Origin of the sequence: Kocuria sp. NBRC 114282 (assembly GCF_030268385.1) — a bacterium.
Lineage (GTDB): Bacteria > Actinomycetota > Actinomycetes > Actinomycetales > Micrococcaceae > Kocuria > Kocuria palustris.
The window spans coordinates 128,007-151,415 of the sequence record NZ_BSQO01000005.1 but is presented as its reverse complement, the minus strand read 5'-3'; the positions used below and the strand labels follow the sequence as shown (position 1 = coordinate 151,415).

The 23,409-nt window shown below is 69.9% G+C and carries 21 protein-coding genes, 1 tRNA gene and 3 pseudogenes; 7 read left to right on the top strand and 18 right to left on the bottom strand.

The window, feature by feature from the left end:
- Together QSJ40_RS10085 and QSJ40_RS10080 are read right to left on the bottom strand one after the other, a co-directional pair.
- Positions 1–486 (bottom strand): FHA domain-containing protein FhaB/FipA, encoded by a 486-nt coding sequence (locus tag QSJ40_RS10085; RefSeq protein ID WP_285730680.1) that lies wholly within the window; start codon positions 484–486, stop codon positions 1–3.
- Entirely contained in the window at positions 479–1,249 is a 771-nt protein-coding gene (locus QSJ40_RS10080) for an FHA domain-containing protein (RefSeq protein ID WP_285730678.1), read from the bottom strand. Before QSJ40_RS10080 ends, QSJ40_RS10085 begins: the two co-directional genes overlap by 8 nt.
- Before the next feature lie 236 nt (positions 1,250–1,485).
- On the opposite strand from QSJ40_RS10080, the gene QSJ40_RS10075 reads away from it, so the two are divergent.
- Positions 1,486–2,358: a PepSY domain-containing protein gene (locus QSJ40_RS10075; RefSeq protein WP_285730676.1), complete on the top strand. Its 873-nt coding sequence runs from the start codon at positions 1,486–1,488 to the stop codon at positions 2,356–2,358.
- A gap of 73 nt (positions 2,359–2,431) precedes the next feature.
- Here QSJ40_RS10075 and QSJ40_RS10070 read toward each other — a convergent pair whose 3' ends face one another.
- The 3 genes from QSJ40_RS10070 to QSJ40_RS10060 all read right to left on the bottom strand — a co-directional run bounded on the left by QSJ40_RS10070 (position 2,432) and on the right by QSJ40_RS10060 (position 6,272).
- The gene (locus QSJ40_RS10070; RefSeq protein ID WP_006213722.1) at positions 2,432–4,111 is read right to left on the bottom strand and encodes an SLC13 family permease; all 1,680 of its coding nucleotides are present in this window, start codon (positions 4,109–4,111) and stop codon (positions 2,432–2,434) included.
- A 130-nt stretch (positions 4,112–4,241) separates the two neighbouring features.
- Entirely contained in the window at positions 4,242–5,444 is a 1,203-nt protein-coding gene (gene serA / locus QSJ40_RS10065) for a phosphoglycerate dehydrogenase (protein ID WP_053446757.1), read from the bottom strand.
- Between the two features lie 36 nt (positions 5,445–5,480).
- A complete protein-coding gene (locus QSJ40_RS10060) occupies positions 5,481–6,272 on the bottom strand; it encodes a hypothetical protein (RefSeq protein WP_285730673.1) in 792 nt (263 codons plus the stop codon).
- Positions 6,273–6,317: 45 nt separating this feature from the next.
- On the opposite strand from QSJ40_RS10060, the gene rlmC reads away from it, so the two are divergent.
- Positions 6,318–7,469, top strand: coding sequence for a 23S rRNA (uracil(747)-C(5))-methyltransferase RlmC (rlmC, locus tag QSJ40_RS10055; RefSeq protein WP_285730672.1), 1,152 nt, complete (start codon positions 6,318–6,320; stop codon positions 7,467–7,469).
- Between the two features lie 5 nt (positions 7,470–7,474).
- On the opposite strand, the gene QSJ40_RS10050 is transcribed toward rlmC, so the two are convergent.
- The 4 genes and pseudogenes from QSJ40_RS10050 to QSJ40_RS10035 all read right to left on the bottom strand — a co-directional run bounded on the left by QSJ40_RS10050 (position 7,475) and on the right by QSJ40_RS10035 (position 10,720).
- Positions 7,475–8,254, bottom strand: coding sequence for a hypothetical protein (locus QSJ40_RS10050; protein ID WP_285730670.1), 780 nt, complete (start codon positions 8,252–8,254; stop codon positions 7,475–7,477).
- A gap of 485 nt (positions 8,255–8,739) precedes the next feature.
- Complete coding sequence (locus QSJ40_RS10045; protein ID WP_006213716.1) at positions 8,740–9,657, bottom strand: D-isomer specific 2-hydroxyacid dehydrogenase family protein; 918 nt, start codon at positions 9,655–9,657, stop codon at positions 8,740–8,742.
- 94 nt (positions 9,658–9,751) lie between these two features.
- Positions 9,752–9,994: pseudogene (locus tag QSJ40_RS10040) on the bottom strand (EamA family transporter); the annotation flags it as partial.
- Between the two features lie 90 nt (positions 9,995–10,084).
- Complete coding sequence (locus tag QSJ40_RS10035; protein ID WP_285730668.1) at positions 10,085–10,720, bottom strand: GTP-binding protein; 636 nt, start codon at positions 10,718–10,720, stop codon at positions 10,085–10,087.
- 124 nt (positions 10,721–10,844) lie between these two features.
- On the opposite strand from QSJ40_RS10035, the gene QSJ40_RS10030 reads away from it, so the two are divergent.
- Both QSJ40_RS10030 and QSJ40_RS10025 read left to right on the top strand, forming a co-directional pair.
- Complete coding sequence (locus QSJ40_RS10030) at positions 10,845–12,386, top strand: alanine/glycine:cation symporter family protein (RefSeq protein WP_006213713.1); 1,542 nt, start codon at positions 10,845–10,847, stop codon at positions 12,384–12,386.
- A 75-nt stretch (positions 12,387–12,461) separates the two neighbouring features.
- Positions 12,462–14,093, top strand: a complete 1,632-nt coding sequence (locus QSJ40_RS10025) for an amidohydrolase (RefSeq protein WP_006213712.1) — start codon at positions 12,462–12,464, stop codon at positions 14,091–14,093.
- 406 nt (positions 14,094–14,499) lie between these two features.
- On the opposite strand, the gene QSJ40_RS10020 is transcribed toward QSJ40_RS10025, so the two are convergent.
- Positions 14,500–14,820, bottom strand: a complete 321-nt coding sequence (locus QSJ40_RS10020) for a P-loop NTPase family protein (protein ID WP_006213711.1) — start codon at positions 14,818–14,820, stop codon at positions 14,500–14,502.
- Positions 14,821–15,582: 762 nt separating this feature from the next.
- Positions 15,583–15,765, bottom strand: a complete 183-nt coding sequence (locus tag QSJ40_RS10015; protein WP_157796611.1) for a hypothetical protein — start codon at positions 15,763–15,765, stop codon at positions 15,583–15,585.
- A gap of 326 nt (positions 15,766–16,091) precedes the next feature.
- Between QSJ40_RS10015 and QSJ40_RS10010 the strand changes: the two genes are divergently transcribed.
- Positions 16,092–16,739, top strand: coding sequence for a uridine kinase family protein (locus QSJ40_RS10010; protein WP_200860716.1), 648 nt, complete (start codon positions 16,092–16,094; stop codon positions 16,737–16,739).
- 317 nt (positions 16,740–17,056) lie between these two features.
- Here the strand turns inward: QSJ40_RS10010 and QSJ40_RS10005 are convergent.
- The 4 genes and pseudogenes from QSJ40_RS10005 to QSJ40_RS09990 all read right to left on the bottom strand — a co-directional run.
- Positions 17,057–17,374 (bottom strand): annotated as a pseudogene (locus QSJ40_RS10005) (IS1634 family transposase); the annotation flags it as partial.
- Positions 17,375–17,393: 19 nt separating this feature from the next.
- A pseudogene (locus QSJ40_RS10000) lies at positions 17,394–17,990 on the bottom strand (IS3 family transposase); the annotation flags it as partial.
- Between the two features lie 181 nt (positions 17,991–18,171).
- Positions 18,172–18,255, bottom strand: a tRNA-Leu gene (locus QSJ40_RS09995).
- A 135-nt stretch (positions 18,256–18,390) separates the two neighbouring features.
- Positions 18,391–19,041 (bottom strand): YdcF family protein, encoded by a 651-nt coding sequence (locus QSJ40_RS09990; RefSeq protein WP_006213706.1) that lies wholly within the window; start codon positions 19,039–19,041, stop codon positions 18,391–18,393.
- Positions 19,042–19,126: 85 nt separating this feature from the next.
- On the opposite strand from QSJ40_RS09990, the gene QSJ40_RS09985 reads away from it, so the two are divergent.
- Positions 19,127–19,627 carry an acyl-CoA thioesterase gene (locus QSJ40_RS09985; RefSeq protein WP_006213705.1) on the top strand — a complete coding sequence of 167 codons (501 nt, stop codon included), beginning with the start codon at positions 19,127–19,129 and terminating at the stop codon, positions 19,625–19,627.
- 54 nt (positions 19,628–19,681) lie between these two features.
- Here the strand turns inward: QSJ40_RS09985 and QSJ40_RS09980 are convergent, their stop codons facing one another.
- A complete protein-coding gene (locus QSJ40_RS09980; protein WP_006213704.1) occupies positions 19,682–20,254 on the bottom strand; it encodes a DUF2617 family protein in 573 nt (190 codons plus the stop codon).
- Positions 20,255–20,445: 191 nt separating this feature from the next.
- Positions 20,446–21,468 carry an aldo/keto reductase gene (locus QSJ40_RS09975; protein WP_006213703.1) on the bottom strand — a complete coding sequence of 341 codons (1,023 nt, stop codon included), beginning with the start codon at positions 21,466–21,468 and terminating at the stop codon, positions 20,446–20,448.
- A gap of 91 nt (positions 21,469–21,559) precedes the next feature.
- On the opposite strand from QSJ40_RS09975, the gene QSJ40_RS09970 reads away from it, so the two are divergent.
- The gene (locus QSJ40_RS09970) at positions 21,560–22,081 is read left to right on the top strand and encodes a histidine phosphatase family protein (protein WP_006213702.1); all 522 of its coding nucleotides are present in this window, start codon (positions 21,560–21,562) and stop codon (positions 22,079–22,081) included.
- Positions 22,082–22,180: 99 nt separating this feature from the next.
- On the opposite strand, the gene QSJ40_RS09965 is transcribed toward QSJ40_RS09970, so the two are convergent.
- Complete coding sequence (locus tag QSJ40_RS09965; RefSeq protein WP_006213701.1) at positions 22,181–23,290, bottom strand: glycerophosphodiester phosphodiesterase family protein; 1,110 nt, start codon at positions 23,288–23,290, stop codon at positions 22,181–22,183.
- Positions 23,291–23,409: the final 119 nt, after the last annotated feature.

Genomic DNA, 23,409 nt, shown 5'->3' with positions numbered 1-23,409 from the left:
TCAGGACCTCAGTTCCAGCACGGACTTGCCCACGCGGAAGGGGCGGCCGGTGTCGACGGGGACGGCGCGGGTCAGGCGCTGCTCATCGATGTAGGTGCCGTTGGTCGAGCCCAGATCCTCCAGGAACCAGCGCGAGCCCTGCGGGAACAGGCGGGCGTGGCGGCCGGAGGCGTAGTCGTCCTCCAGGGGGATGTCGCACTCGGAGGAGCGGCCCATGGTCACGGGGGCGCTGCCGAGCTGGTGCGTCCGCCCGCCGGTGGGGCCCTGGAGGACCACGAGGGTGCTGGGGAGATGACGGGGCGCAGGCCCGGCCGCAGCGGGTGCTGGGGCGGCGCCGCGCCGCTGCTGCCCGCTGCGCGCGGAGGACCTGCGGCGGCGCCGGTCCACGGAGAGGTCGCGGCCCTGCGTGAGGACCACGGCCAGGATCATGACCCACAGCAGTGCCAGGAACCCGAAGCGCAGCAGCGTGACGGTCAGCTCAGACATTCTTCCGATTCCTCCTGGGGGCGACGAGCCGGAAGACGATGCGGGTGCGGCCCATCTCGATGACCGCGCCGTTGACGAGCTCGGTGCGTCCGCGTAGGCGCTGGCCGTCCACCAGGGAGCCGTTGGTCGAGCCGAGGTCCACGGCGAGCCAGTGCTCCCCCTCGCGGCGGATCTCCAGATGCTGGCGCGAGACCCCGGTGTCCTCGACGGTGATGTCCGCGCCGGAGGAGCGGCCCAGGATGATCGAGTCGGCCTCCACGCTCAGGCGCTGGCCGTCGATGTCCAGCACCGGCACCCAGTTCTCAGGCGTGCGGTGCGGAGTCCCGGCGGGCCGTGCGGGACGAGGAGCCTCACGAGCGGCTGACGGGCTCGGGGCGGCGTCCTCGGTGCTCGTGCGGCGGGCCGAGGAGATGATCTCGAAGCTGCCGCGCTCGATCTCCGGATTGCGGGTGAACGAGACGCGGACGGAGCCCTGCAGCGTGTAGGCCTGCGAGCGGGCGTGCTTGATGACGACCTCGCACAGCTCCTCCGCCAGTGGGGTGCCCCATTCCTGGGCGCAGGGGAAGTCCTCGTCCGAGAACTCGACGATGAAGTCGTTGGGCGCCATGGTGCGCCCGGCCGAGATCGTGAACGAGTGCTCGTCGAGCTCGCGACGCAGCGCGCTGGCGATCTCCACTGCTTCGATGCGTCGCCGCGATCCTGTGGAGAACGCGGTGCGCACGGCCTTCTCGATGCCGCGTTCGAGGTTGTCGAGGAATCCCATGCGCCTCCTTCCACGGGGCTCGGGTGATGCAGGACGGTCCAGCCCGGCAGGGTGCGAGCATGGTCTCAAGATAGTAGATGGTGCTGACGGAGACGCACCGAGGACTGCCGGGATGCAGATTCAGTCACAGGAGGATGAGTGCCCGGTGGAGTGCAGATGAGTGCCAGCTGAGACGGCGGCGGCAAGCCGATGCCCTGGCCCTTGAGCTCGTCCGTCGACTGGGCCAAGGTGGGGCCATGGATACCAAGAATGCTGATCAGCGCGTGAATGCTTCCCTGCCCGAGGATGTCATGGCATCGGCGGTCGGCGTCGGTCGCCGTCGGCGCAGCCGCTCGCTGAGCCTGGCGCTGCCGGTGCTCGGGCTGAGCGCCCTCCTGCTCGCCGGCTGCAGCGCCGCCGACGACGCCGACTCGGATGACGGGGCCGATTCCTCGCAGTCCCAGGAGACCAGCGACGACGCCTCGACGGACGCCTCTGACGATGCCAGCGAGCAGAGCTCGGACGATGCCTCGGAGGAGGCATCCGACGACGCCTCCGATGACTCCTCGGACCAGGCTTCTGATGACGCGTCCGATGAGGCCTCGAACGACGCGTCCGACGACGCCTCTGAGGAAGCTTCTGATGACTCCTCGGACGACGCCTCCGATGACGCGTCGGCGGGTGCCTCGGAGGGCTCCTCCTCCGCCGCCGGCGGCGGCGTCGCCGCCGGCTCGGGCGTCCCCGCGGACTCCGCGCAGCTCGACGAGATCCTGGGCGCGGCCGAGGGCACGCTCGACGGCTCCACGGCCGTGACCATCGAGGAGAAGGGCGCCGCCGGCTGGAAGGTCACCGTGGTCGAGGGCTCCGACGAGCAGGAGGTCCGCGTCAGCGAGGACCTGTCCACCGAGGTCACCGAGACCGAGCAGGACGATCAGGACGTGGATCCCGCCTCGGTCGAGGTCTCCATGGCCGATGCCATCGAGGCGGCCTCCGCCGACCAGGACGGCACCGTCACCGAGGTGTCGCTGGACGAGGACGACGGCACGATCGTCTGGCAGGTCGAGTTCGACGACGAGATCGACGTGGACGTGGACGCGAGCAGCGGCGACGTCATCGGCGTCGACCGCTGATCCGGACCCTGCGCACGACGAAGCCCGCCCCCGCCGTGATGGCGGGGACGGGCTTCCTCGTGCAGGTCAGGGATCAGAAGGCGATCCCGAAGACCCAGACGGCCAGCGTCATGGTCACCGCGGTGTTGAGCACCAGGCCGATGAGGTTCAGCCAGATGCCGCCCTTGATCATCTGCGGGATCGAGACGTAGCCCGAGCCGTAGGCGATCGCATTGGGCGGGGTGGCCACCGGGAGCATGAAGGCGCAGGTCGCAGCCAGGGCCACCGGGATGGCCAGCAGCAGCGGATCCATGCCCATGCCCATGGCGATGCCGCCGGCCACGGGCAGGAAGGTCGCTGCGGTCGCGGTGTTGGAGGTCAGCTCCGTCAGGAACAGGATCCCCGCCGCGAACAGGACCACGAGCAGCACGACAGGAAGCCCGCCGAGCCCGGAGGCGACCTCGCCGATCCACTCGGTCAGGCCCGACGACGAGAACTGCGCCGACAGGGCCAGGCCTCCGCCGAACAGCAGCAGGACGCCCCAGGGGAGCTTGAGCGCGGAGTCCCAGTCGAGCAGCCGCACGCCGCGCGCAGCACCCGCCGGCAGCAGGAAGAGCAGCACGCCCACCGCCATGGCGATGCCCGCATCGGTGATCGGCGGGGTGTCCGCTCCGACCCAGTCCGTGACGAGCGGGACGAAGACCCAGGCCAGTGCCGCCAGCACGAAGATCACCAGCACGCGCCTCTCCCCGGCGGAGGTGGTGCCGAGCTTGGCCAGCTCGTCGTCGATCAGCTTCCGGCCGCCGGGGATCTCGTCGATCTCGGGCTTGAACAGGACCTTGGTCAGCAGGAACCAGCACGCGGCCATCAGGACGACGGCCAGCGGGACGCCCACGATCATCCACTGCCCGAAGCCGATCTGGACGTCGTGCTCGGAGGCCATGTAGCCCACCAGCAGGGTGTTGGGCGGGGTGCCGATGATCGTGCCGAGGGAGCCGATCGAGGCGGCGTAGGCGATGCCGAGCATCAGGGCCGTGCCGAAGTTGGACTTCACAGGGGTCGCAGCCGCGTCCTCATCGGCGTCGACGGGGTCGTCGATGGCATCCGATGTCTTGTTGACCAGCAGCAGCACCGAGATGCCGATGGGCAGCATCATGACCGCGGTGGCGGTGTTCGAGACCCACATGGACAGGAAGCCCGTGGCGATCATGAATCCCGCGATCATCTGCGGGGGCCTGGTGCCGATCAGCCGGACCGTGAGCAGGGCCATGCGCCGGTGCAGGTTCCAGCGCTGCATGGCCAGCGCCAGCAGGAAGCCGCCCATGAACAGGAAGATGACGTTGTTGCCGTAGGAGGCGCCGACGTCGTCCAGGGGCGTGGAGCCCAGGGTGGGGAAGACGATCAGCGGGACCAGAGCCGTTGCGGGGATGGGCAGCGCCTCGGTCATCCACCACACGGCCATGAGCACAGCCGTGGCGGCGGTCAGGCGCGCCTCCTGGGGGACGTCGCCGGGCATGGCCAGGTAGACCAGGATGCCCAGGACCAGGCCGACGGCCAGGCCGAGCCACTGGATCTGCACCGTGCGTGTGGGCTTGGCGGGCTCGCGCTGACCCGGGGAGAGCTGATCGATCTCTTCGTTGCGCCGCGGATCGGCCTCCTGGCCGATCAGGTGATCGCCGGGGACCTTGTGCCCCACGGGCGTGGAGCCTCCGCGGGGATGATCCGGGTGGGCGTCGTCGTTCGGTCCGGGAGCGGACCAGGGCAAGTTCGGCATGGAGGCCTCCGCATCGCAGGTGTGACGGGTGGCACCTCAGCCTATCTGCAGGAGGCTCCCAGCGCGCACTCGGGTTGCTGGATCGCAGGGTGCGAGCGGCGCTGGGAGCCTCGGTGCGGGACGCTGCCGGTCAGTCGGCCTGGATCGTGGCCAGGCGCTTGGTGGCCTCGAGCCCCAGGATCTCGTCGATGACCTCCCGGGTGACCCCGGAGGAGCAGTCGGTGACCAGGTAGCCGGTCGCCCCCTGGGTGACCAGGGCCTGGCGGTCGACATTCACCTGCTGCTGCGAGAAGACGCTGTTCACCGCGGACAGGACGCCAGGGACGTTCTCGTGGATGTGCAGAAGGCGCACCCCGGTGCTGACCCGGGTGAGCGTGACCTCAGGGAAGTTCACCGACAGCTCAGTCGAGCCGTTCTCGGTGTAGTCCAGCAGCTTGCCGGCCACGAACTGCCCGATGTTCTCCTGCGCCTCGGCGGTCGAACCGCCCACATGCGGCGTGAGGATCACGTTGGGCAGGCCCTGAAGCGGGGACTCGAAGGCCTCGCCGGCGGCCTTGGGCTCCTCCGGGTAGACGTCGATCCCGGCCCCGGCGATGTGCCCGGAGGCCAGGGCGTCGTGCAGGGCGTCGATGTCGACCACGTGGCCGCGCGAGAGGTTCAGGAACAGGGTGCGCGGGCGCATCTTCTCGAACTCGGCGCGGCCGATGAGCTCCTTGTTGGAGCCGCGGCCGTCGACGTGCACGGAGATGCACTCGGCCTTCTCGAAGAGCTCGTCCAGGGTGGCGCACTTGCGGGCGTTGCCCATGGGCAGCTCGTCGCGGACGTCGTAGAAGTAGACGTGCATGCCGATCGCCTCGGCGAGCACCGAGAGCTGCTTGCCGATGTTGCCGTAGCCGATCAGGCCCAGGGTGCGTCCGCGGACCTCATGGGCGCCCTTGGCGGACTTGTTCCACAGCCCGGCGTGCATGTCCCGGTTCTTGTCGGTGAGGTGGCGGGCCAGGGCGATGATCTCGCTGATCGCCAGCTCCACGACCGAGCGGGTGTTGGAGTACGGGGCGTTGAAGCACGGGGTTGCGGTGTCCGAGGCGGCCTCCAGGTCGATCTGGTTCGTGCCGATGCAGAACGCGCCGACCGCCATGAGGTCGGGTCTGGCCTCGAACACGCGGCGGGTGACCTGGGTCTTGGAGCGGATGCCGAGCAGATCGACTCCCTCCAGAGCCTCGATCAGCTCGTCCTCGTCCAGGGCGCCGGCCCGGGTCTCGACCTCGACCCCGTGGCGGCGCAGGATGTCTTCGGCTTCGGTGTGGATGTTCTCCAGGAGCAGGGCTTTCACGCATCCGATCCTATCGACATGCGCGCGGGGGGCTGTTCAGGGCCGATCGCGCAGGTCGATCCCGAAGACGCGGCGCACTGCGGTGACCATGTGACGGCCGTGCCTGCTGGTCGACGGCGTGGAGGCGAAGGGCAGGAAGCGTCCCGGGTGCTCGGGGTGGGTGATCTTCCCGTGCGTGGGCCCGGAGGTCGTGACCTCGAAGCCGGCCGCTCGCAGCCGCTCGAGCAGATCCCGCTGGGTGGTGGGGTACCGGGTCCCCTGCTTGCCCGACGCGCGCGGGGCCGAGCCCGGCTCCTCCGGCAGCGGCTGCTCGGGGCGACGGGCAGTGGCCCATCCGGAGCGGAAGATCCCCACCACGGCGCCCTCGGCCCGGGTCACCTGAACGCACAGCTCGCCGCGCAGGAAGTGGTCCGTGCGGCCCAGGTCGACGGTCCAGACGTCGTCAGGGGAGTCCACGGCCTCCTGCAGCTGCGCGAGCGTGGCCTCCCAGGCGCCCACCACATGGACCCGGTCCTCGGACAGGCGCACCCGCGAGCCGCGGGCCGTGGGGGCCGGGGCCCCGGAGTCCACGGTGTAGAGGGCCTCCGCGGGGGGCCGAGGGGCTGCGGCGGAGGGGCCGGCGCTGATCCGGGCGGCCACCTGCTGCCGCTGCCGGTTCAGGCGCTGCTGCTCCTCCCGCAGGCGCCGCTGCTGCTCTGCCTCCTCCGCGGCCTGCTGCGCTCTGCGTGCGGGGGCCGGGGTCCAGTCGACGGGCTCGACGGACAGCGCGGGGTCGCGTCGGCCGCGCATCACGGCGGGCGAGGGCGTGGGGCGGGGCTTCTTCGCCATCGTCGCCTCCTTGCCGGGCCTGCGTTGCCGATAGGGTTCTGTGCCGTGCGCTGTGACTATCACGACCGAGGGCTGTGCGATTCCTGCACCCTGATCGATCAACCCTATGCGCAGCAGCTGACGGCCAAGCAGGACGGGGTTCGGGCGCTGCTGGACGGCGGAGGCGCCGACACGTCCGGGCTCACGTGGCTGGAGCCCGTGGCCAGCGCGGAGTCGGGCTTCCGCAACAAGGCCAAGATGGTCGTGGCGGGCACCGTCCGGCACCCCACGCTGGGGATCCTGGATCCGCGCGGTCGCGGCATCGATCTGCGCGAATGCCCGCTGTGCCCCGAGCCGATCGAACGGGCCCTCCCGATCGTGGCGGCGTTCTGCACCCAGCTGCGCCTCCTGCCCTACGACGTCCCCAAGGGCCGCGGCGAGCTCAAGCACGTGCTGGTGACCGTCTCGCCCGACGGCGAGCTGATGCTGCGCTTCGTCCTGCGCTCCGCGAAGCTGCTCGGGCGCATCCGCGAGCACCTGGGCCTGCTGCTCGAGGCGCTTCCGGGGTTGCGCGTGGTCACGGCCAACCTGCAGCCCGAGCACCAGGCGGTGCTCGAGGGCCCGGTGGAGCACGTGCTCACCGACGGCGACAGCCTGTCCATGCCGATCAACGGCATCCCGCTGCGGCTGCGGCCGCGCTCGTTCTTCCAGACCAACACCGAGGTCGCCGCCGCCCTCTACCGCCAGGCCGTTCAGTGGACGCGCGAGCTCGAGCCCGCGGAGGTCGTGGACCTGTACTGCGGGGTCGGCGGCTTCGCGCTGCATCTGGCGGCTCCGGGCCGGAGGGTGCGCGGCGTGGAGATCTCCGCCGAGGCGGTCGAGGCCGCGCGGCAGGCGGCCGCCGAGATGGGGCTGCCGTCCTCGGGCCCGGGCGCGGTGACCTTCACAGCCGGCGACGCCACCGCCGTGGAGCGCTCCCTCGAGGGCGAGGTGCCTCTGGTGGTCGTGAATCCGCCGCGGCGCGGGCTGGGCGTCGAGCTGGCGCAGCGACTGGAGGAATCGCAGGTCCGCAGCCTGATCTACTCGAGCTGCAATGCGCGCACGCTGGCCCGCGACCTGGCGGCCATGCCGTCGTGGCGCCCGGTGCAAGCTCGGCTTCTGGACATGTTCCCGCACACCGGTCACAGCGAGACCGCCGTGCTGCTGCAGCGGCGCTGAGGCTCTCAGGAGGCCAGCAGGTCCTGAGGGGTCCCCAGCGCCGGCAGGTCCAGACGGCCTCCGCCGGCGAAGCGGCGCAGCTGCTCGTTCGAGGTGACGGTCCAGTTGCGGCCCAGGCTGCCGTACGGCGGCTGCGAGCGGATGTTCAGGGTGTACAGCTCCGGGTCCTGGAACGGGGCCAGGATCCGCCGCAGCAGGTCCTGGACGTCGTCGCGGTGCAGCAGCCGCCATGTGCGCGGGTGGATGCGCCGCAGGATCCGCACGCCGTCGATGAACTCGATCGAGGCGTCCTGCTCGCTTCCGGCGATGCCGACGGTGAGCCGCCCGGGGGCGGTCGAGCAGATCGAGTCCACCCCCAGCACCAGGTCCTCGATCAGGTGGGTCGTGGACAGCAGGCGGCCCTGCAGCGCCGGATCGGTCCGAGCCGCGGCGCCCTTGAGCCCGAGGGCGTGCAGGAGACGGCTCAGGCCCTGCCCGGGCCCCGGGCCGCACGGCACCTCGAAGCCGAGCAGATATCTGCCGGGGCCCTCCGGCTCCAGGATGCAGCGCACGTGCGAGTCCTCCTGCGCCAGGAGACGGCCTCCGCGGGCGGCCTCCGCTGGGGAGGCGTGCTCGGTGCATTCGTCGAAGACCGCGTCAGCCAGGGCGGCGCAGGCCTCGAAGCTGGTACGAGTCAGGTCGTCGAAGACCGCGCGCGGCTCGCGGCGCACGGTCTGGTACTCGACGGTCGCGCACTCGTAGGCCCGGGAGCGGGCTCTGGGGTCATGGGCGTCAGTGCGGGACATGGGCAGGTCCTGGTGATCAGGCCGTCCAGCTTCGGGGGAGCGGGACGACGGGGCGGCAGAGTCCGTGATCGATGGGGGAGTCGACGACGGGATGTTGCGCGGACTCGAGGGCGGCGGGCAGCCGCCTCGAGCCCGCTGCCGAGGAAGGGCCCTGCGGGCGCCGCGAAGGCGGGTAGGCCCCGAAGCACCATGTCACAGGGCGTTTCCGGCAGTGGACTTCCATCATGGCGGAGTCGGACGTGGGCCGCTGATCGCGGGATGTCCCCAGATCGGGGGACGCATTCCGTCGTGGTGGGGGGCTATGCGGCGGTGGCTGAGGGTGCCACGGCGGGCCTCCTCCGCGACATCGCAGGTCAGAGGCCTGTGCGAAATCGCATGAAGTGAAGTCGGATGCATCCGTGGCCGGTGCGGAGCGATGTCCACGCTTGGGCCTGCATCGTGCGCCCCGCACGACCTCGCTGATGCGGGGCGCACAGCTGGCGCACTCAGTAGCCGGCCTGCGGATCGACCACGCCCTCGAGCTCGTCGTCGGCGGCGAAGGCCCGCAGGTTGCGCTCGATGCGAGCGAAGATCAGCGGGCGGATCATCTCCATGGTGTCCGCGGTGTGCGGGGTGATCAGGCACCGCTGCTGCTCCCAGAGGGGATGGCCATCGGGCAGCGGCTCGGGGTCGGTGACGTCGAGCGCGGCCCCGGCGATCTGCTCGCGCTCCAGGGCAGCGACCAGGGCCTCGGTGTCGATCAGGCCGCCGCGGGCGATGTTCACCAGGATCGCATCGGTGCGCATGGACTCCAGCTCGGCCCGCCCGATCAGATGGTGCGTGTCCTCGGTCAGGGCGGCGGCCACGATCACGACGTCCTGGAACGGGAGGATCTCCGGCAGGTCGTGCACTCCCACGGTGCGATCGGCCTCCGCGACGGCCTCGGGTCGGCGGCGCACGGCGGTGACCTCGACGTCGAACACGTGCAGCAGGTTCATGATCCGCCGCCCGATCCCGCCTGCGCCCACCACGACGGCTCGCATGCCGTGCAGCGACCGCCCCGAGCGCGGGGCCCAGCTGCGTGCCACGACCCTGCGCGGCAGCTCGCGCAGCAGGGCCAGGGTCAGTGCCAGCGCGTGCTCGCCGACAGGATTCGCGTAGGCGCCCTTGGCCGAGGTCCAGGCGATGTCCGGGCGACGGCGCATGGATTCCGCGAAGGCCTCGATGCCCGCCGAGGGCAGCTGGACCCACCGGATCCCCTCGTGCTCGACGGCGGCCACCAGGTCCTGCGGATCGGCCCCGTACGGGACGACGACGGCCTCCGCCTCCGCCGGGTCCTGCACGAGGCGGCCTCCGCCGTCGACGATGGCCTGTCGGAAGCCGTCATCGTCGACGGGCAGCATGTGGATGCGGGGCTGGGACACGGGGGCCTCCTGAGGTGTCGTGGTCAGGATCTGGGCCCCATCCTGCGCCATGGCGGTGCTGCGCGCTCGGTTCCGTGCACTCGCTGCGGTGCGCTCAGCCCTTCGACCGCACGCGCACCGCCGACAGGGCGCAGGCGATCACGGCAGCCGCCCCCAGCAGGGTCAGCCAGGTGAGCTGCTCGCCCAGCAGCAGCGCCGCCCAGATCAGGGACAGGATCGGCTGGGCGAGCTGGACCTGGCTGACCTGCGCCATGGGGCCGATGCCCAGTCCGCGGTACCAGGCGAAGAAGCCCAGCAGCATGCTCACCACCGACAGGTAGGAGAAGGCGGCGCCTCCCGCGAGCGTGGGGGTCGGCGGCGTCCAGCTCCAGCCCCACGACCACGAGCTCCCCGAGCTGCGGCGGATGGGGAAGGCGCGCCACGCGGATCATCGGCCCCACCACGTCGACCCGGAACCCGCCGCGCCCGCGCGATCCATGGACGCGCACGCGACCCTAGAGCCGGTGGGCGCCCTGCGGCGGCTCCTCGAGCAGATCGGCCAGCGCGCCGGGGGGGGCACCGGGCCCTCGAGCGGCACCGATACCGCCCGAGCGTGCTCGTGGTCGTGGTGCGCGGCGGACTGCTCCCGCAGCAGCCGAGCCAGGGGCAGCGGATCGACGGGGTCGTCGTCGGCTGCGGTGTCGAAGACCAGGGCCGGGTCGATGCCGCCGCGAACGGCCCGCACGATCGGCACGTCGGGATTGCGCGCGCGGACGCGCTCGCAGATGCGGGCGACGACAGCCTCGAGCTGCTGCTCGTCGAGCAGATCCGCCTTGCCGATCACCACCAGCGTGGCCGCCGCAAAGCGGTTCGGTGGGGTCTCGCGGGTGTTCACGGTCTGGAAGTGGGCCACGGCGTCGATCACCTGCCCGGAGACCAGGGCGGCATCCACGTTGAGCTCACCGAAGTCGTTGACTATCACACCCAGCCGCGCGCCGGGCGCGCGCAGCAGGTGGTTGAGCAGGCTCGTCTTCCCGGCGCCCAGGTGGCCGGTCAGGGCGATCACGGGGACGCGGGCGGTCATGGGGCTCCTCGGCCGAGGCGGGTTCTGGAGGCCGTGCAGAGGGGCCACGGTGCGCGGGAGGTCAGAGCCGAGCCCTCATGTGCCTATAGTCACATGACCTGATCACGACCCAGGGGGGGCTCCCATGGAACAGTTCATCACCGCCGCGAACGGGATCCTGTGGAGCCTTCCGGTCTCCTTCGGCATCCTCGCCCTCGGTCTGTACTTCACGATCCGCATGCTCTTCCCGCAGGTGCGCCTGCTTCGGGACATGGTCGGCCAGCTCATCCACGGCGGGTCGTCGTCGGCGGGGATCAGCTCGTTCCAAGCCTTCGCCATGGCGCTCGGTGGCCGTGTGGGCGTCGGCAACATCGCCGGCGTCGCGACGGCCCTGTTCCTGGGCGGGCCCGGCGCCATGTTCTGGATGTGGGTCACCGCCATCCTCGGAGCCCCGGTGGCGGTCGCGGAGAGCTCGCTGGCCCAGCTCTACAAGCACAAGGTGCGCGGGGAGTTCCGCGGCGGGCCGGCCTTCTACATCCTGGAGGGCCTGGGCCGGAACTGGCGCTGGCTGGCGGTGGCCTACGCCGCGGCCACCGTGTTCGCCACGGTGATCACCGGTCCGCAGATCCAGGCCAACGCCGTCACCGCGGCCACCACGGAGGCCTGGGGCTGGAGCCCGCTGCTGGTCGGCCTGGGGATGGCCGCCCTGTTCTGCCTCATCGTGTTCGGCGGCATGCACCGTCTGGCGCGCACCGTGGGGCTCGTGGTGCCGTTCATGGCCGGGGCGTACATCGTCGTCGGGCTGATCATCATGGTCATGATGTGGACTCAGCTGCCGACCATGTTCGGGCTGATCTTCTCCAGCGCCTTCGGCGCCGACGCCGTCTACGGGGGCCTGCTCGGCGCGGCCGTGGCCTGGGGCGTGCGTCGGGCGGTGTACTCCACTGAGATCGGCACCGGTTCCGGCGCCCAGGCCTCGGCCGCCGCCCACGTCTCCCACCCCGCCAAGCAGGGGCTCGCCCAGGCCTTCTCCGCCTATGTGGACACGCTGTTCGTGTGCACCATGACGGGTCTGATGATCCTGGCCACCAACAGCTTCAACGTGCTGGGCCCGGACGAGGAGTCGCTGCTCACCGAGAACGTGCCGGGCGTGGAGGAGGGCCCCGCCTGGGTGCAGCTCGCGATCGACTCCGGACTGCCTGCTTTCGGGCCGTCGTTCGTGGCGATCGCCGTGTTCCTGTTCTCCTTCACCACGCTGCTGTCCTTCTCCTTCTACGCGGAGACGAACTTGGCCTACCTCATCCCGAACACGAAGGCGCAGGGGATCTGCATCGGGATCGCGCGCGCGCTGCTCGCCGCGTCCATGGTCTTCGGCTCGGTGCAGACCTCGTCGTTCGTTTGGTCCATGGCGGACTTCGGCCTGGGCCTGTACACGTGGGTGAACCTCCTGGCGCTGGTCCTGCTCAGCCCCACGGCCATCCGCCTGATGAAGGACTACGACCGGCAGCGCCGAGCCGGCGGAGAGATCGTGCTGGACCCCAAGGCGATCGGGGTGGACAACGCCCCGATCTGGGAGCAGATCCACGCCGCCTACGAGCGCACCGGCGATGTCGGTGCCGCCATGGATCATGTCGCAGACACCGCCCCGGACACCCGCGCCGTCGCGGTGGTGCGTCCGCGCAACTGAGCCCCGGCCGGCCTGCCCGTCCCGTTCGGCGCAGGGATCTGCCCCTGCCATCGACCGCTTCAGGAGCCCCACCCCATGCAGCTTGACCTGCTGATCGACAACGCCTCCGTCGTCACCGGCGACCCCGCCCGGCCGTCGGCCCGTCGGCTGGGCGTGTGGCAGGGGTTCGTCGCGGGGGTCGACGGGCAGCTCGACGGCCTCACCGCCCGGGAGCGCCTGGATGCCGGCGGGCGCACGATCGTCGCGGGGTTCAACGATGTCCACACCCACAGCGTGTGGTTCGGCCAGTCGCGCCTGGACGTCGATCTGGAGCAGGCACGCACGGCTGAGCAGGTCTGCGGCCTGATCCGCGACCGCGCCGCGCAGCTGGCTCCCGGGGCGTGGGTCACCTGCGCGGGCTTCGACCCCGGTCACCTCGACGGTCCCCAGCCCGACCGCGATGGCCTGGATGCGGCCGCCGCCGGGCGTCCTGTGCTGATCCGGCACAACACGGGCCATTCGCTCACGGTCTCCGGAGCGGCGCTGGCCATGGCGGGCATCGGCGCGACCGTGCGTCGGCAGCCCGAAGGCGGGCGGATCGTCACGGACGAGGCCGGGCGGCCCACCGGCCTGCTCGAGGAGACCGCCATGCCCCTGGTCACGGGGCTGCTGCAGCCGGAGTCCCACGAGCACATCGGCCGCTGCCTGGAGCGGGCCTCGCAGGAGTACGCCGCCGAGGGCATCACGTCGGTGACGGATGCCGGGATCGCCGGCGGCTGGATCGGGCACAGCCCGCTCGAGTTCGCCGCGTATCAGCGGGCACGGGAGGCCGGCCTGCTGCGCACCCGGTTCCAGACCATGGTCACCCTGGACGGGCTGAAGGCGATCGACGGCCACCCCGACGACGGCACCCACACCACTCTCGGTGCGGGCATCCGCACGGGAGCCGGTGACGAGTGGCTGCAGATCGGCCCGGCGAAGGTCTTCACCGACGGGGCCATGCTGGGGATGACCGCGGCCATGTCGGAGGATTACTGCTTCGCCGGGCACGGGCGCGGCTACCTTCAGCAGGACCCCGGCGAGATGCGCCGCGCCGCCCTCTCCGCAGCGGCCGGCGGCTGGGCGCTGGCCATGCACGCGATCGGCGATGCCGCCCTGGACTTCGCCCTCGACGTGATCGCCGAGGCCCGCGAGCAGTTCGGGGCACCCGTGATGCCGCATCGCGTGGAGCACGGCGGCGTGGTGCGCGATGAGCAGGTGGTCCGGATGACCGAGCTCGAGGTCGTGATGGCCACCCAGCCCAACTACATCAGCGCGTTCGGCGAATCCGTGCGCGAGCGGATCGGCGAGGAGCGCGTGCAGCTGTCCTATCCGGCAGGGCGCCTGCTGCGCGCCGGGCTCGTGCTGCCCGGCAGCTCGGACCGGCCGGTGGCTGGCGGCCGGCCGCTGGACGTGATCCAAGACTTCGTGCTGCGCCGCACCGAGGCGGGGCGGGAGTACGGGCCCGAGTCCGAGCGGCTCACGGTCGAGGAGGCGCTGCACGCCTACACGGTGGGCTCGGCCGAGGCCACGGGCTGGGACGGGTACAAGGGGCAGCTGGTCTCGGGTCAGTTCGCGGATTTCGTGGTCCTCAGCGACGACCCCCGCGCGGTGCCGACTGATGTGATCGCCGAGATCGAGGTCGTGGCCACCGTCGTGGGAGGGCGGTTCGTGCACGGCGGGCTGTAAGAGACCGCCGCACCTCCGGCGCCGATGAGAGCTGTCGGATGTCCGGGACCGGTGCTCGAAGCCGGACACCCGACAGCTCTCGCGATTCTCCAGGCTCCTGCAGATCAGCGCCGCCGAGGGGACGCATGGGCGGCGATTCAGGACCGGGAAGGCGTCGGCTGCGTCCTCTCGACGGCGGGCGGGTGAATCCCGCTGGGCGGGCTGCGAGACGAGCGAGCCGGCGCCAGGCCGGGCCTATGGAGACTGCTGCGCGAGTTGGCACACCTCAACCTGACACTTCTGCTGCATTGAGCACCACCCTGCGTGACAGTTACGGCGCCGTAGGCGTCCCTGTGCCACAGGGTCCGAATCGGCAGTTTCGTGACACATCTGCGCCGTGGGGTATACCCAATAAGGACCCTGTGGCTCAGGGCGACAGGTGGCTGGCCGCGTGATCCGGAGGGGACATAGCCCCTCCGCTGACGCCGAGCGCCGCAAGGTCACTCAGAATCCTCGTCACGAGCGCATCCTCGCTCATGCGTTCCGGGAGGAGCACTTCACCCGGGACTCCGAGGGTGTCGCGTTCGACGTACCAGGACGCGACCTCGTCGTCACTCACGATCCCGGCGATGGGCTTGAGTGCATGGCGGCGCAGCGTCTCAGCGAGGCTCACATCCAGGTAGTACACGAGAGCCGGCCCGTCGTGGCCGGTGAGCAGTCGCTGGAACATCTGGCCGTAGCGCGCCACTTTGAAGATGCCTTGAGGATCACTGTGCGCCCCCGCGAGAGGCAGTGAAGCACCATGACCTCGGTCAGCGCGATAGTCGACACGGGGTTGTCGTTTTCTTCCCAGAGGACTTCTCGACGTACGGGGTCTTGGCCGATCACTGCGATACGCCCTCGGGGAAGGTCGTGTTGAACCTTCCGGGCGATGGTGGACTTCCTCGACGCCGAGTTTCCACGGAGGATCACAAGGGCCGGCGCTGATGTCATCGGCCCATCATGCCGTGGGCTTCCTAGGAAAGCGCTACGTTGTGGGCATGGCGAGCATCGTTCGACCCCTCAGAGGGCGCACGAAGGTCAAGATTCCTTACCAGCCAGGGTCGGGGAACCGTGACCTCCTCAAGCGGATCTGCGGAGAGCAGACTCGCCCCAGGTACAACAGGGACGAGAAGTGCTTCGAGGTCGCACGCGAACACCTCCGAGCCCTGATCGAGCAGCTACCGGGCGAGCTCGGGACCCGGGTGGAAGTCACCCTCCACGGAGCAACCCAGACGACGTGCGTGGAGGCATGCTGGAACGCCTCGCCTGAGACACGCTGGGACTGCGAGTGCTCATGCGCCGGCCAATACCACGGAGAGGGGGTGGGCCCCCGTTGATCGTCCGTGATGGCCTGGCTGTGGAAACCGAGTACACAACCCACACCTTCATCGTCTGCCCCTAGACGTGGGCTGAGCTCACCCGCCGGCACGCAACGCTGGCCCGGTCACGATCGCTCGGTCGCGCGTCTTCACGACTCGCGATTCCACAGCCGGCTCTGGGCGTCGCGTAGGTACTGCTCTGCATCGGACTGGGTCAGCTCGTGGAAGGCGTGCCGTATCTCGTCGCGCGGTGGGATGCGGTCGTAGTGGTGGTAGAAGCCGTCGATCCACGCGTTCACGTCCGCGCTCGGTGGGCGCGGTCGGGGTGCCATGGGAGCCTTGGGGGCGGGCGGCGCCGGGGCACTCTGGACCGCACAGGTAATGGGACCACTTTTCAGGACGCCACGACCTGCAGGAGCTTCGGGCCTGACGAGCATCCCAGAAACCTTCGTTTTCGCACGAGCAACCCCGGACCAGGGGTTCCAGAACGATCACAGTTCAGCCGAGTGCAATCGATCCTTTGGCCGCCGTGGGTAGCCCGACGCCTGGCGGCAGAATCGGAAGCGTTGTAGCGGCAACTCGATGCGTGATAGTGCATGCTGAGTCCATGTCTATGAAGTTGCCCCCTGAGGAGCCTGCTGCTGGCCCTTGGAGCGCCATGACTCAGGCCGACCTCGTTCACCTGTTGTTCCGGGCAGCGGGAACGCCGGCTGAGCGGCCGCGAATCGTGGCTGTAGACGGCCGCGGCGCGTCCGGCAAGTCAACGTTAGCTAAGCGGCTCTGCCAGCAGGTGCCCCGTTCAGCGATCATCCACACAGATGACGTCGCCTGGTACGAGCCCTACTTCGCGTGGGGCCATCTTCTGGCTGACCACCTCTTACAACCCTTGCACCGCCGGGAAGACGTCTCCTTCCGCCCGCCTGCCTGGGCACTCCACGGACGGGACGGGACGATCGATATCTCCTCCGACCTGGATTTAGTTGTCGTCGAAGGTGTAGGAGCCAGCCAACGAGAGCTGGAAGACCTCATTGATGTCACGGTGTGGGTGCAGTCCGACTTCGCCGCAGCCGAGGAACGCGGCATCGCTCGCGACATCGCGGAGGGGGTCAACGGGGACACCGAGCAAACCATCGCTTTCTGGCACGAGTGGATGGCGGAGGAGTTGCAGTTCCTGCGGCGACAGCGACCGTGGGAACGAGCCGACGTGGTCGTCGCAGGAACCCCACCCATCGCGCTCGACGACGGCGAACTCGCTGTCGCACCCGGTGCGCGATCCTTGAGGATGCAGGGTTCACGCAGCACCTGAGACGCTCGTGCGGAGGTTGCGGACCCGCCAATAACCCCACGCGCACACCGGTCTCAGAAACGGTCACCGAGTCATAACCCCGTTCCGGGGGAAACGCCATTTCCGACACCGGCTGGCAGGTGTTGCGCTTCCCGATACCGGAAATGTTCGTTTACGGAACGCCGCGGGGCTGCCCTGCTCATAGATCGAGACTGGACTCGTCGACGTATCCGCGACGGCCGATTGTGCGCCGGGCGTTTCCCACGTACTCGCTGGCGCGTACGTAGGTGTTACTGCCGGGGCCAGCGGGAATCCCTGTCCTGACTTGATGCATTGGCTTAGTGTCCCGGTTTTCCGGTGATCTGATTGATGATCAGGGCGGCGTTCTCAGGGATGTGCGGAGGGATCAGCTGGGTGTGTGAGCCGGCGCGGAGCAGCGCGGATTGGATCGGACGCAGGGTCGTGATGATCTTCTTCAGGCTCAGCCCGGTCGTGTTCTGCATGGATCGCGCGACCGCGAGAGCGGTGAACACGACCGTCAGGTGAGCTTCGATGGCGTCGCGTTGCCGGTGGAACATGGGTCTGGCCTGGAGGTCTGTCTTGCTCATCCGGAACGACTGCTCGACGTGCCAGAGGTCGTGGTAGCTGGAGTGAACCGGCCCAGGTTTGATGCCGCTACTTTGCGGGTTCGGACTCTCGGGTGAGGGCCTCGTAGTGGAGCTTCTCGAACTCTATCGGGGTGAGCATCCCGAGGGTGCCGACCAGTCGCCGGTTGTTGTACCAGTCGACCCAGCCGGCGGTCGCGAACTCGACGTCTGAGAGCATCCGGAACGGGCCGGTGTGGAAGGCGGTGGTGCGGATGCACTCGGCCTTGTAGAGCCCGTTCACCGTCTCCATCAGGGCGTTATCGTAGGCGTCGCCGACGGTCCCGATCGACGGGGCGATGCCCTTGAGCGCGAGATGCTCGGTCAACCGAATCGCTGTGTACTGAGATCCGGCGTCGCTGTGGTGGATCAGATCTCCTGGTGAGATGGGGTTTCCTTCCCGTTCTCGCTGCCATAGCGCGATCCGCAGCGGCGTCATGACCAAGTCGACCTTCTTGCTCGAGGACGCGTGCCAGCCCACGATCCGCTGGGCGAACACGTCCAGGACGAACGCGACATAGACGAATCCCGCCCAGGTGCGGACGTAGGTGAAGTCCGTGACCCAGACCAGGTTCGGAGCCGCCGCGGTGAAGTCACGGTTCAGCAGGTCATCGGCACGTTTCCCGTCCGGATCACCGAGCCCACGCCCGAACCCACGTCGTTCTGATCGTTGAGGACCGCGAGATCACCATCGTGGCCAAGGCCACCGGAGAGATCCTCCGCGAGCTCACCCTGGACCCCACGCGGAAGTACCAGCCACAACGAAAAACACCCCGATCCTGTGGGATCGGGGTGCTTCTGGACTGTCGTGCGCGAGGGGGGACTTGAACCCCCACGCCCTCTCGGGCACACGGACCTGAACCGTGCGCGTCTGCCAATTCCGCCACTCGCGCTCGTGGTTCGCAGCGACTCTCATCCCTGCGGGCAACGACGGATAGCGTACCCGAGTCCGCGCTCGCGCGCCAATTCGGGTCGGCGGGGCCCCAGGTCGACGTCGGCGGTGGCCTCGGGTCAGCGTCTGAAGGGCCTCAGATCGACTTGGGATTGCCGGGCAGCTGAGTGTCGCAGCCCGGGGTGGCCCAGGCCTTGAGGAAGCCGGCGGACTGGTAGACGTAGGCCTTGAACGTCATCCAGGGGTAGCGCCAGTAGTCGTCGACGTAGTCGATGGGCGACCACTGGGTCTGACCGCTGTAGCACCGGTCCACGATCAGCTGGGCACGGGAGACGTGCGGGCGCATGGTGATCACGATGATGTTGTCCCAGCCCCGCTCGGCCACCAGCTCGCGCATCTTCATGGCCTCGCCCTGTGTGGTGGAGGGGTCCGGTTCGAAGCAGATGACCTCGTAGTCCTTGCCCTGATCGCAGTGCGGCTTGCCGATCTCGTCGGTCGCAGCCTCGCCGCCGCCGCCGAAGTCGCCCTGCGGGGTCGCGTACACGACGGTGGGGGCGAGCCCCTGGTCCATCAGGTCGCGGGCGTGGGCCACGCGGGCCTCGTCGGCGGGCCCGAGCACGAAGACCGCGTCGGCGGGCTGGGGATCCTCGGTGACGTCCGGGTGCAGCACCACGACGGTGCACACCACCAGCCAGACGAGCACCAGGGCGCCGGTGCCGAGCCCCAGGGCTCTCAGGCGCCGACGGCGGCGCGGGATCCGCGTGCCGGTGCGAGTGGTCGTGCTCATGGCGATGCTCATCTTCTCTGGTGGGATGCGGGTCGTCGTGCCGCAGCCTCTATTCTGGGGCCCCCACCCGGAAGGATCCCGCAACATGTCCGAACACACATCTGCTGCGCCCGAGATCGCCGAGGACGGCCCGGGCGTCGTCGTTCAGATCCCCATGCGCTGGGGCGACATGGACGCCTACGGCCACATCAACAACGTGGAGATCGTGCGCATGCTCGAGGAGGCGCGCATCGAGGCCTTCGGCGTGCCCGTGGGCACCGGGAACCAGGCGCGGCCGGCGCGGGTCCAACTCTTCGACGCCCTCCCGGAGGGCACGCAGGCCCTCGTGGTGGAGCACCGCGTGCGCTACGTGCGTCCGCTCGAGTACAGCAACATCCCCGCCCCCACGCGCGTGCGCATCGTGAAGGCGGCCGGCGCAGCGCTGATCCTCGGCATCGAGATCGCCGACCCGCGCACGGGCGAATGGTGCATCCGCGCGCACACGCAGCTCGCGTTCTTCGACCCGCAGTCCCAGACGGTGCTGCGCCTGCAGCCGGCCCAGCGCGAGCTGCTGGCTCCGTATACGGGCGACCCGCTGTTCAGCTGAGAACCGGTACGGGTCCGACGGCGGCGCGGCAGTCCCTGGCGGCGGGACGCCGACTCAGCTGGCGCGCAGCTGATGCCCGACCACAGCCGGCAGCTGCAGGGTGCTGACCGTCTGCACCAGACGTCCGGTCTCGGGCTGGGTGCGCCAGGTGCGCCACCGCAGCTCGTCGTGGCCCTCGGGCAGGTAGAGGCACGCCGCAGCGGCGGCGCCGTCGGCCCCGCGCAGCAGCAGCGAGGCCTGGGCGGTCTCGCTCTGGAGGTGGAAGCGCTCGCGCTGCTTGGCCAGGCCGCGCTCGGAGTGCTCCGTGAGCGTGCAGCGGATCTCGTACGCGCCGAGGCCGGGCAGGGGTGCGTCCAGGTGTGCCTCGGTGGGCAGGTGGGGGATGAGCCCGGGCATCTGCGCCAGGGTCTCGATCCACTCCGAATCGCCCAGGCGCAGCACGAGCTGGTGTCCGGTGCCGAGCAGTCGCAGCTCGACGGAGGCATCGTCCAGCTGCGGCAGCTCCTGCGTGCGCACGGCCAGCGCCGGGAGCCGGGGGATGCGGTGCCTCAGGCTCAGCGACTCGGGGTCGACCCCGAGGAAGGGCATGGCGGTCCGATGGGCGGACTCGTCGGAAGTGGTGCTCATGGTGGTGCTCCTCCCCGCGCCGGACGATGCCCAGGTGGGGGCCTGGCGACGTCGTCCGTCGGTATTTCGATCGCAAATTACCGGCACCACGGACGCTCTGGCAAGCCAGTATGCAGATTCAACCTCAGCTCGGGGGGCGGCTGTCCCCTGGTCGGTCCACAGCGAGCTGCCGAGCTGCCCGTGACCTGCGGCTATGGCACGTCGTGGCCGCGTGCGACGTTCCAGAGCCGGTACCACTGCTCGTGCGTCATATTCGAGGCGACAGCATCCGCCTGGACGCAGGCGCGTATGCGATCGGAGCTGGTGGTGCCGATCACCGGGCGGATCCGCTGGGGCAGGCGCATCAGCCAGGCCAGCACCACCGCCTCGCGCGAGCAGTCCAGCTCCTGGGCCAGCTGCCGCACGAGCTCGATCGTGGGCTGCAGATTGCGGACCTCGTCGGTCGAAGAAGGGGCGGGTGCTCCGGTGAAGATCCCCTGCGCCATCGATCCCCAGGCCTGGACCTCGATGCCGGCGCGGGCGCAGCGCTCCAGGAACGTCCCGTCCTGCACCGTCGTGCGGCCTTCGGCATGGTTCCACAGGATCTGGGCCTCGATCAGATCGCGGTGATCCAGGCTGAGCTGTACCTGGGCCGCACCGAGGGGGCTGTTCATGGCCTGCTGGAGCAGCTGCAGGCGATCCCACGGCATGTTCGACACCGCCACGCGGCGGGCCAGTCCCTCGTCGACGATCGCATCCAGTGCGGCCCCGAGCTCGTCGAGATCGGCCAGCGGGTCCCAGCGGTGGATGAAGAACCGCTCCACGGACTCCAGCCCGAGCCGGGTCAGCGACTTCTCGAGCGACCCTCGCACCGTGGCGCCGTCGAGCCGGTAGTGCATGGGCGCATCGCCGGCGGCTGTGCCGCCCGGGATCCGGATCCCCGCCTTGGTCTGCACCTGCATCCGCTGCCGTCGCTGCGGGTCCTGGGCCAGCCAGCGGCCGACGACGGTCTCCGACTTGCCCGCCGCGTAGATGTCGGCCAGATCCAGGTCGCGGTACCCCGCCTCCTCGGCGGCATCGAGGGCCGCGAAGCCGACCTCCTCCTGCTCCTCCGTCAGCGGATCATCGGCGCTCCACGAGCCGCCCAGGGGCATGGCGCCGTAGATCAGCCGGGTGAGGCCCGGGTCATCGCGGGAGTCCGAGGGCTGGGGGACACTGGTGCTGGAATCGCTCATGGCCCCAGTCTGTCCGGACCGGCCCGAGCAGGCGAGCCCGGCTCGCCCCAGCAGACATCGTGGCCCCGCACGGGGCCGGTCAGGAGAGCAGATGCTCGCGTTCATGCGCCACGGCGAGACCGACTGGAACCGCGCCATGCGCTTCCAGGGCCGCACGGACGTCCCGCTCAACGAGACGGGCCGCCAGCAGGCCCGCGACGCCGCCCAGCGCATGCTCGACGAGGGCGAGAGCTGGGATGCGGTGGTCACCTCGCCCCTGTCCCGTGCGCGCGAGACGGGGCAGATCGTGGCCGAGACGCTGGGCGCGGAGTTCGGCGGGACCTACGACGGCCTCATCGAACGATCGTTCGGCTCCACCGAGGGCAAGCACAACGAGAACCTCACCCCGGAGGAGTACGCCGAGCTCATGGTCCCGGCCGAGCCGGAGGACGAGCTCGTGGCCCGGGCCCTGCAGGCCGTGCAGCAGGTCGCCTCCGATCATCCCGGGCGCGACGTCCTCATGGTCACCCACGGGTCCCTGATCCGCATCGCCCTGAACCACTGGAGCGGCGACACCCACCCCCGGATCATCAACACGCAGGTCCTGCAGCTGCAGGAGGAGTGGATCGGCTGATCCGCCCGGTCCTCGCGCGCGACGACGACGGCCGGCTCCCCGCGCGGGGAGCCGGCCGTCGTCGTCGCCGGGCCGCGGGCGTCGCCGCAGCCGATCCGCTCAGCGGGTGTAGCGCTCGCGGGCGGTCTCGGAGCGCTCGCGCACATCCTCGACCGAGCGCGCCGCGCCGGTGTGCTCGCGCTCGGCGCGGGTCTCAGCACCGCGGCCGAACTGCGGCTGCTCGACCAGCGGGTAGGCCTTCGGCAGGGCCCAGCCGCTATCGGCCATGACGTCGCGCAGCGTGGAGGGGTAGTCCGTGATGATGCCGTCCACACCCCAGTCGATCAGCCGCTCCATGTCGGCCCGGTTGTTCACCGTCCACGGGGTCACGACGAGGCCGAGCTCGTGGGCCTCGGCGATGTTCTCCTCCGTGAGCAGCGCGTGGGCCGGCGACCAGACGTCGTAGCCGCGATCAGCGGCATCCTGCGGGTCGATGCCGGCGCCGACCGGGTTCTCCGACTCCGCCAGGGCCACCAGGGTCATGTCCGGATCGATCTCGCGGACCTGGTCCAGGGCCGCCCAGTCGAAGGACTGCAGCGTGGTGCGCTCGGGCCAGCCGTGCTCCTGGATCGTGGCCATGACGCCGTCGACCAGCGCCTCGCGCTCGGGGGTGTTCGCGGGGTCCTCGACCTTGGTCTCGATGTTCCAGCGGATCTCGTCCTGAGCCCCGTGCTGGACGGCCACGGCGAAGACCTCCTCGAGGGTCGCGATGCGGTTGCCCTCGATGTTGTCCTGCACCGGGTAGCCGGGCAGCTGCTGGTAGCCGCAGTCCAGGGTCTGGATCTGCGCGTAGGTCAGCTCGCGGAAGCGATCGCCCACGTAGGGGTAGTCCGGATCGCCGGGGGTGACCGGGCCGGTGTCCTGGCACTTCTCCGGCTGGATGGTGTCGTCGTGCCACACCATGACGACGTCGTCCTCGGTGAGGTGCGTGTCCAGCTCGAGGGTCGTGACGCCGAGCTCGAGCGAGCGGGAGAAGGCGGTCAGGGACGACTCGGTCCACTCGGCGCGCCCGCCGCGGTGGGACTGCAGGTCGAAGTCCTCCGCCTGCGAGGCCCGCTCGTCCGACGGGGCAGCGGTGGCGGGAGCCGCGACGGCGGCCGGGACGGATGAAGCGGCCAGGGCCAGGACGGCGCCGAGCGCGGCGGTGCGCAGCGTGAGGTTCGTGGGCATGGGAGCAGCCTTTCCAGCGGAGGGTGGGAGATGCATGCGGGGCAGTGCGGGCCTGCGGGCGGTCCGAAGGAGCAGAGGCTGGATGCCGCCTGGGCAGGCCCTGCCGAGACTAGGAATCG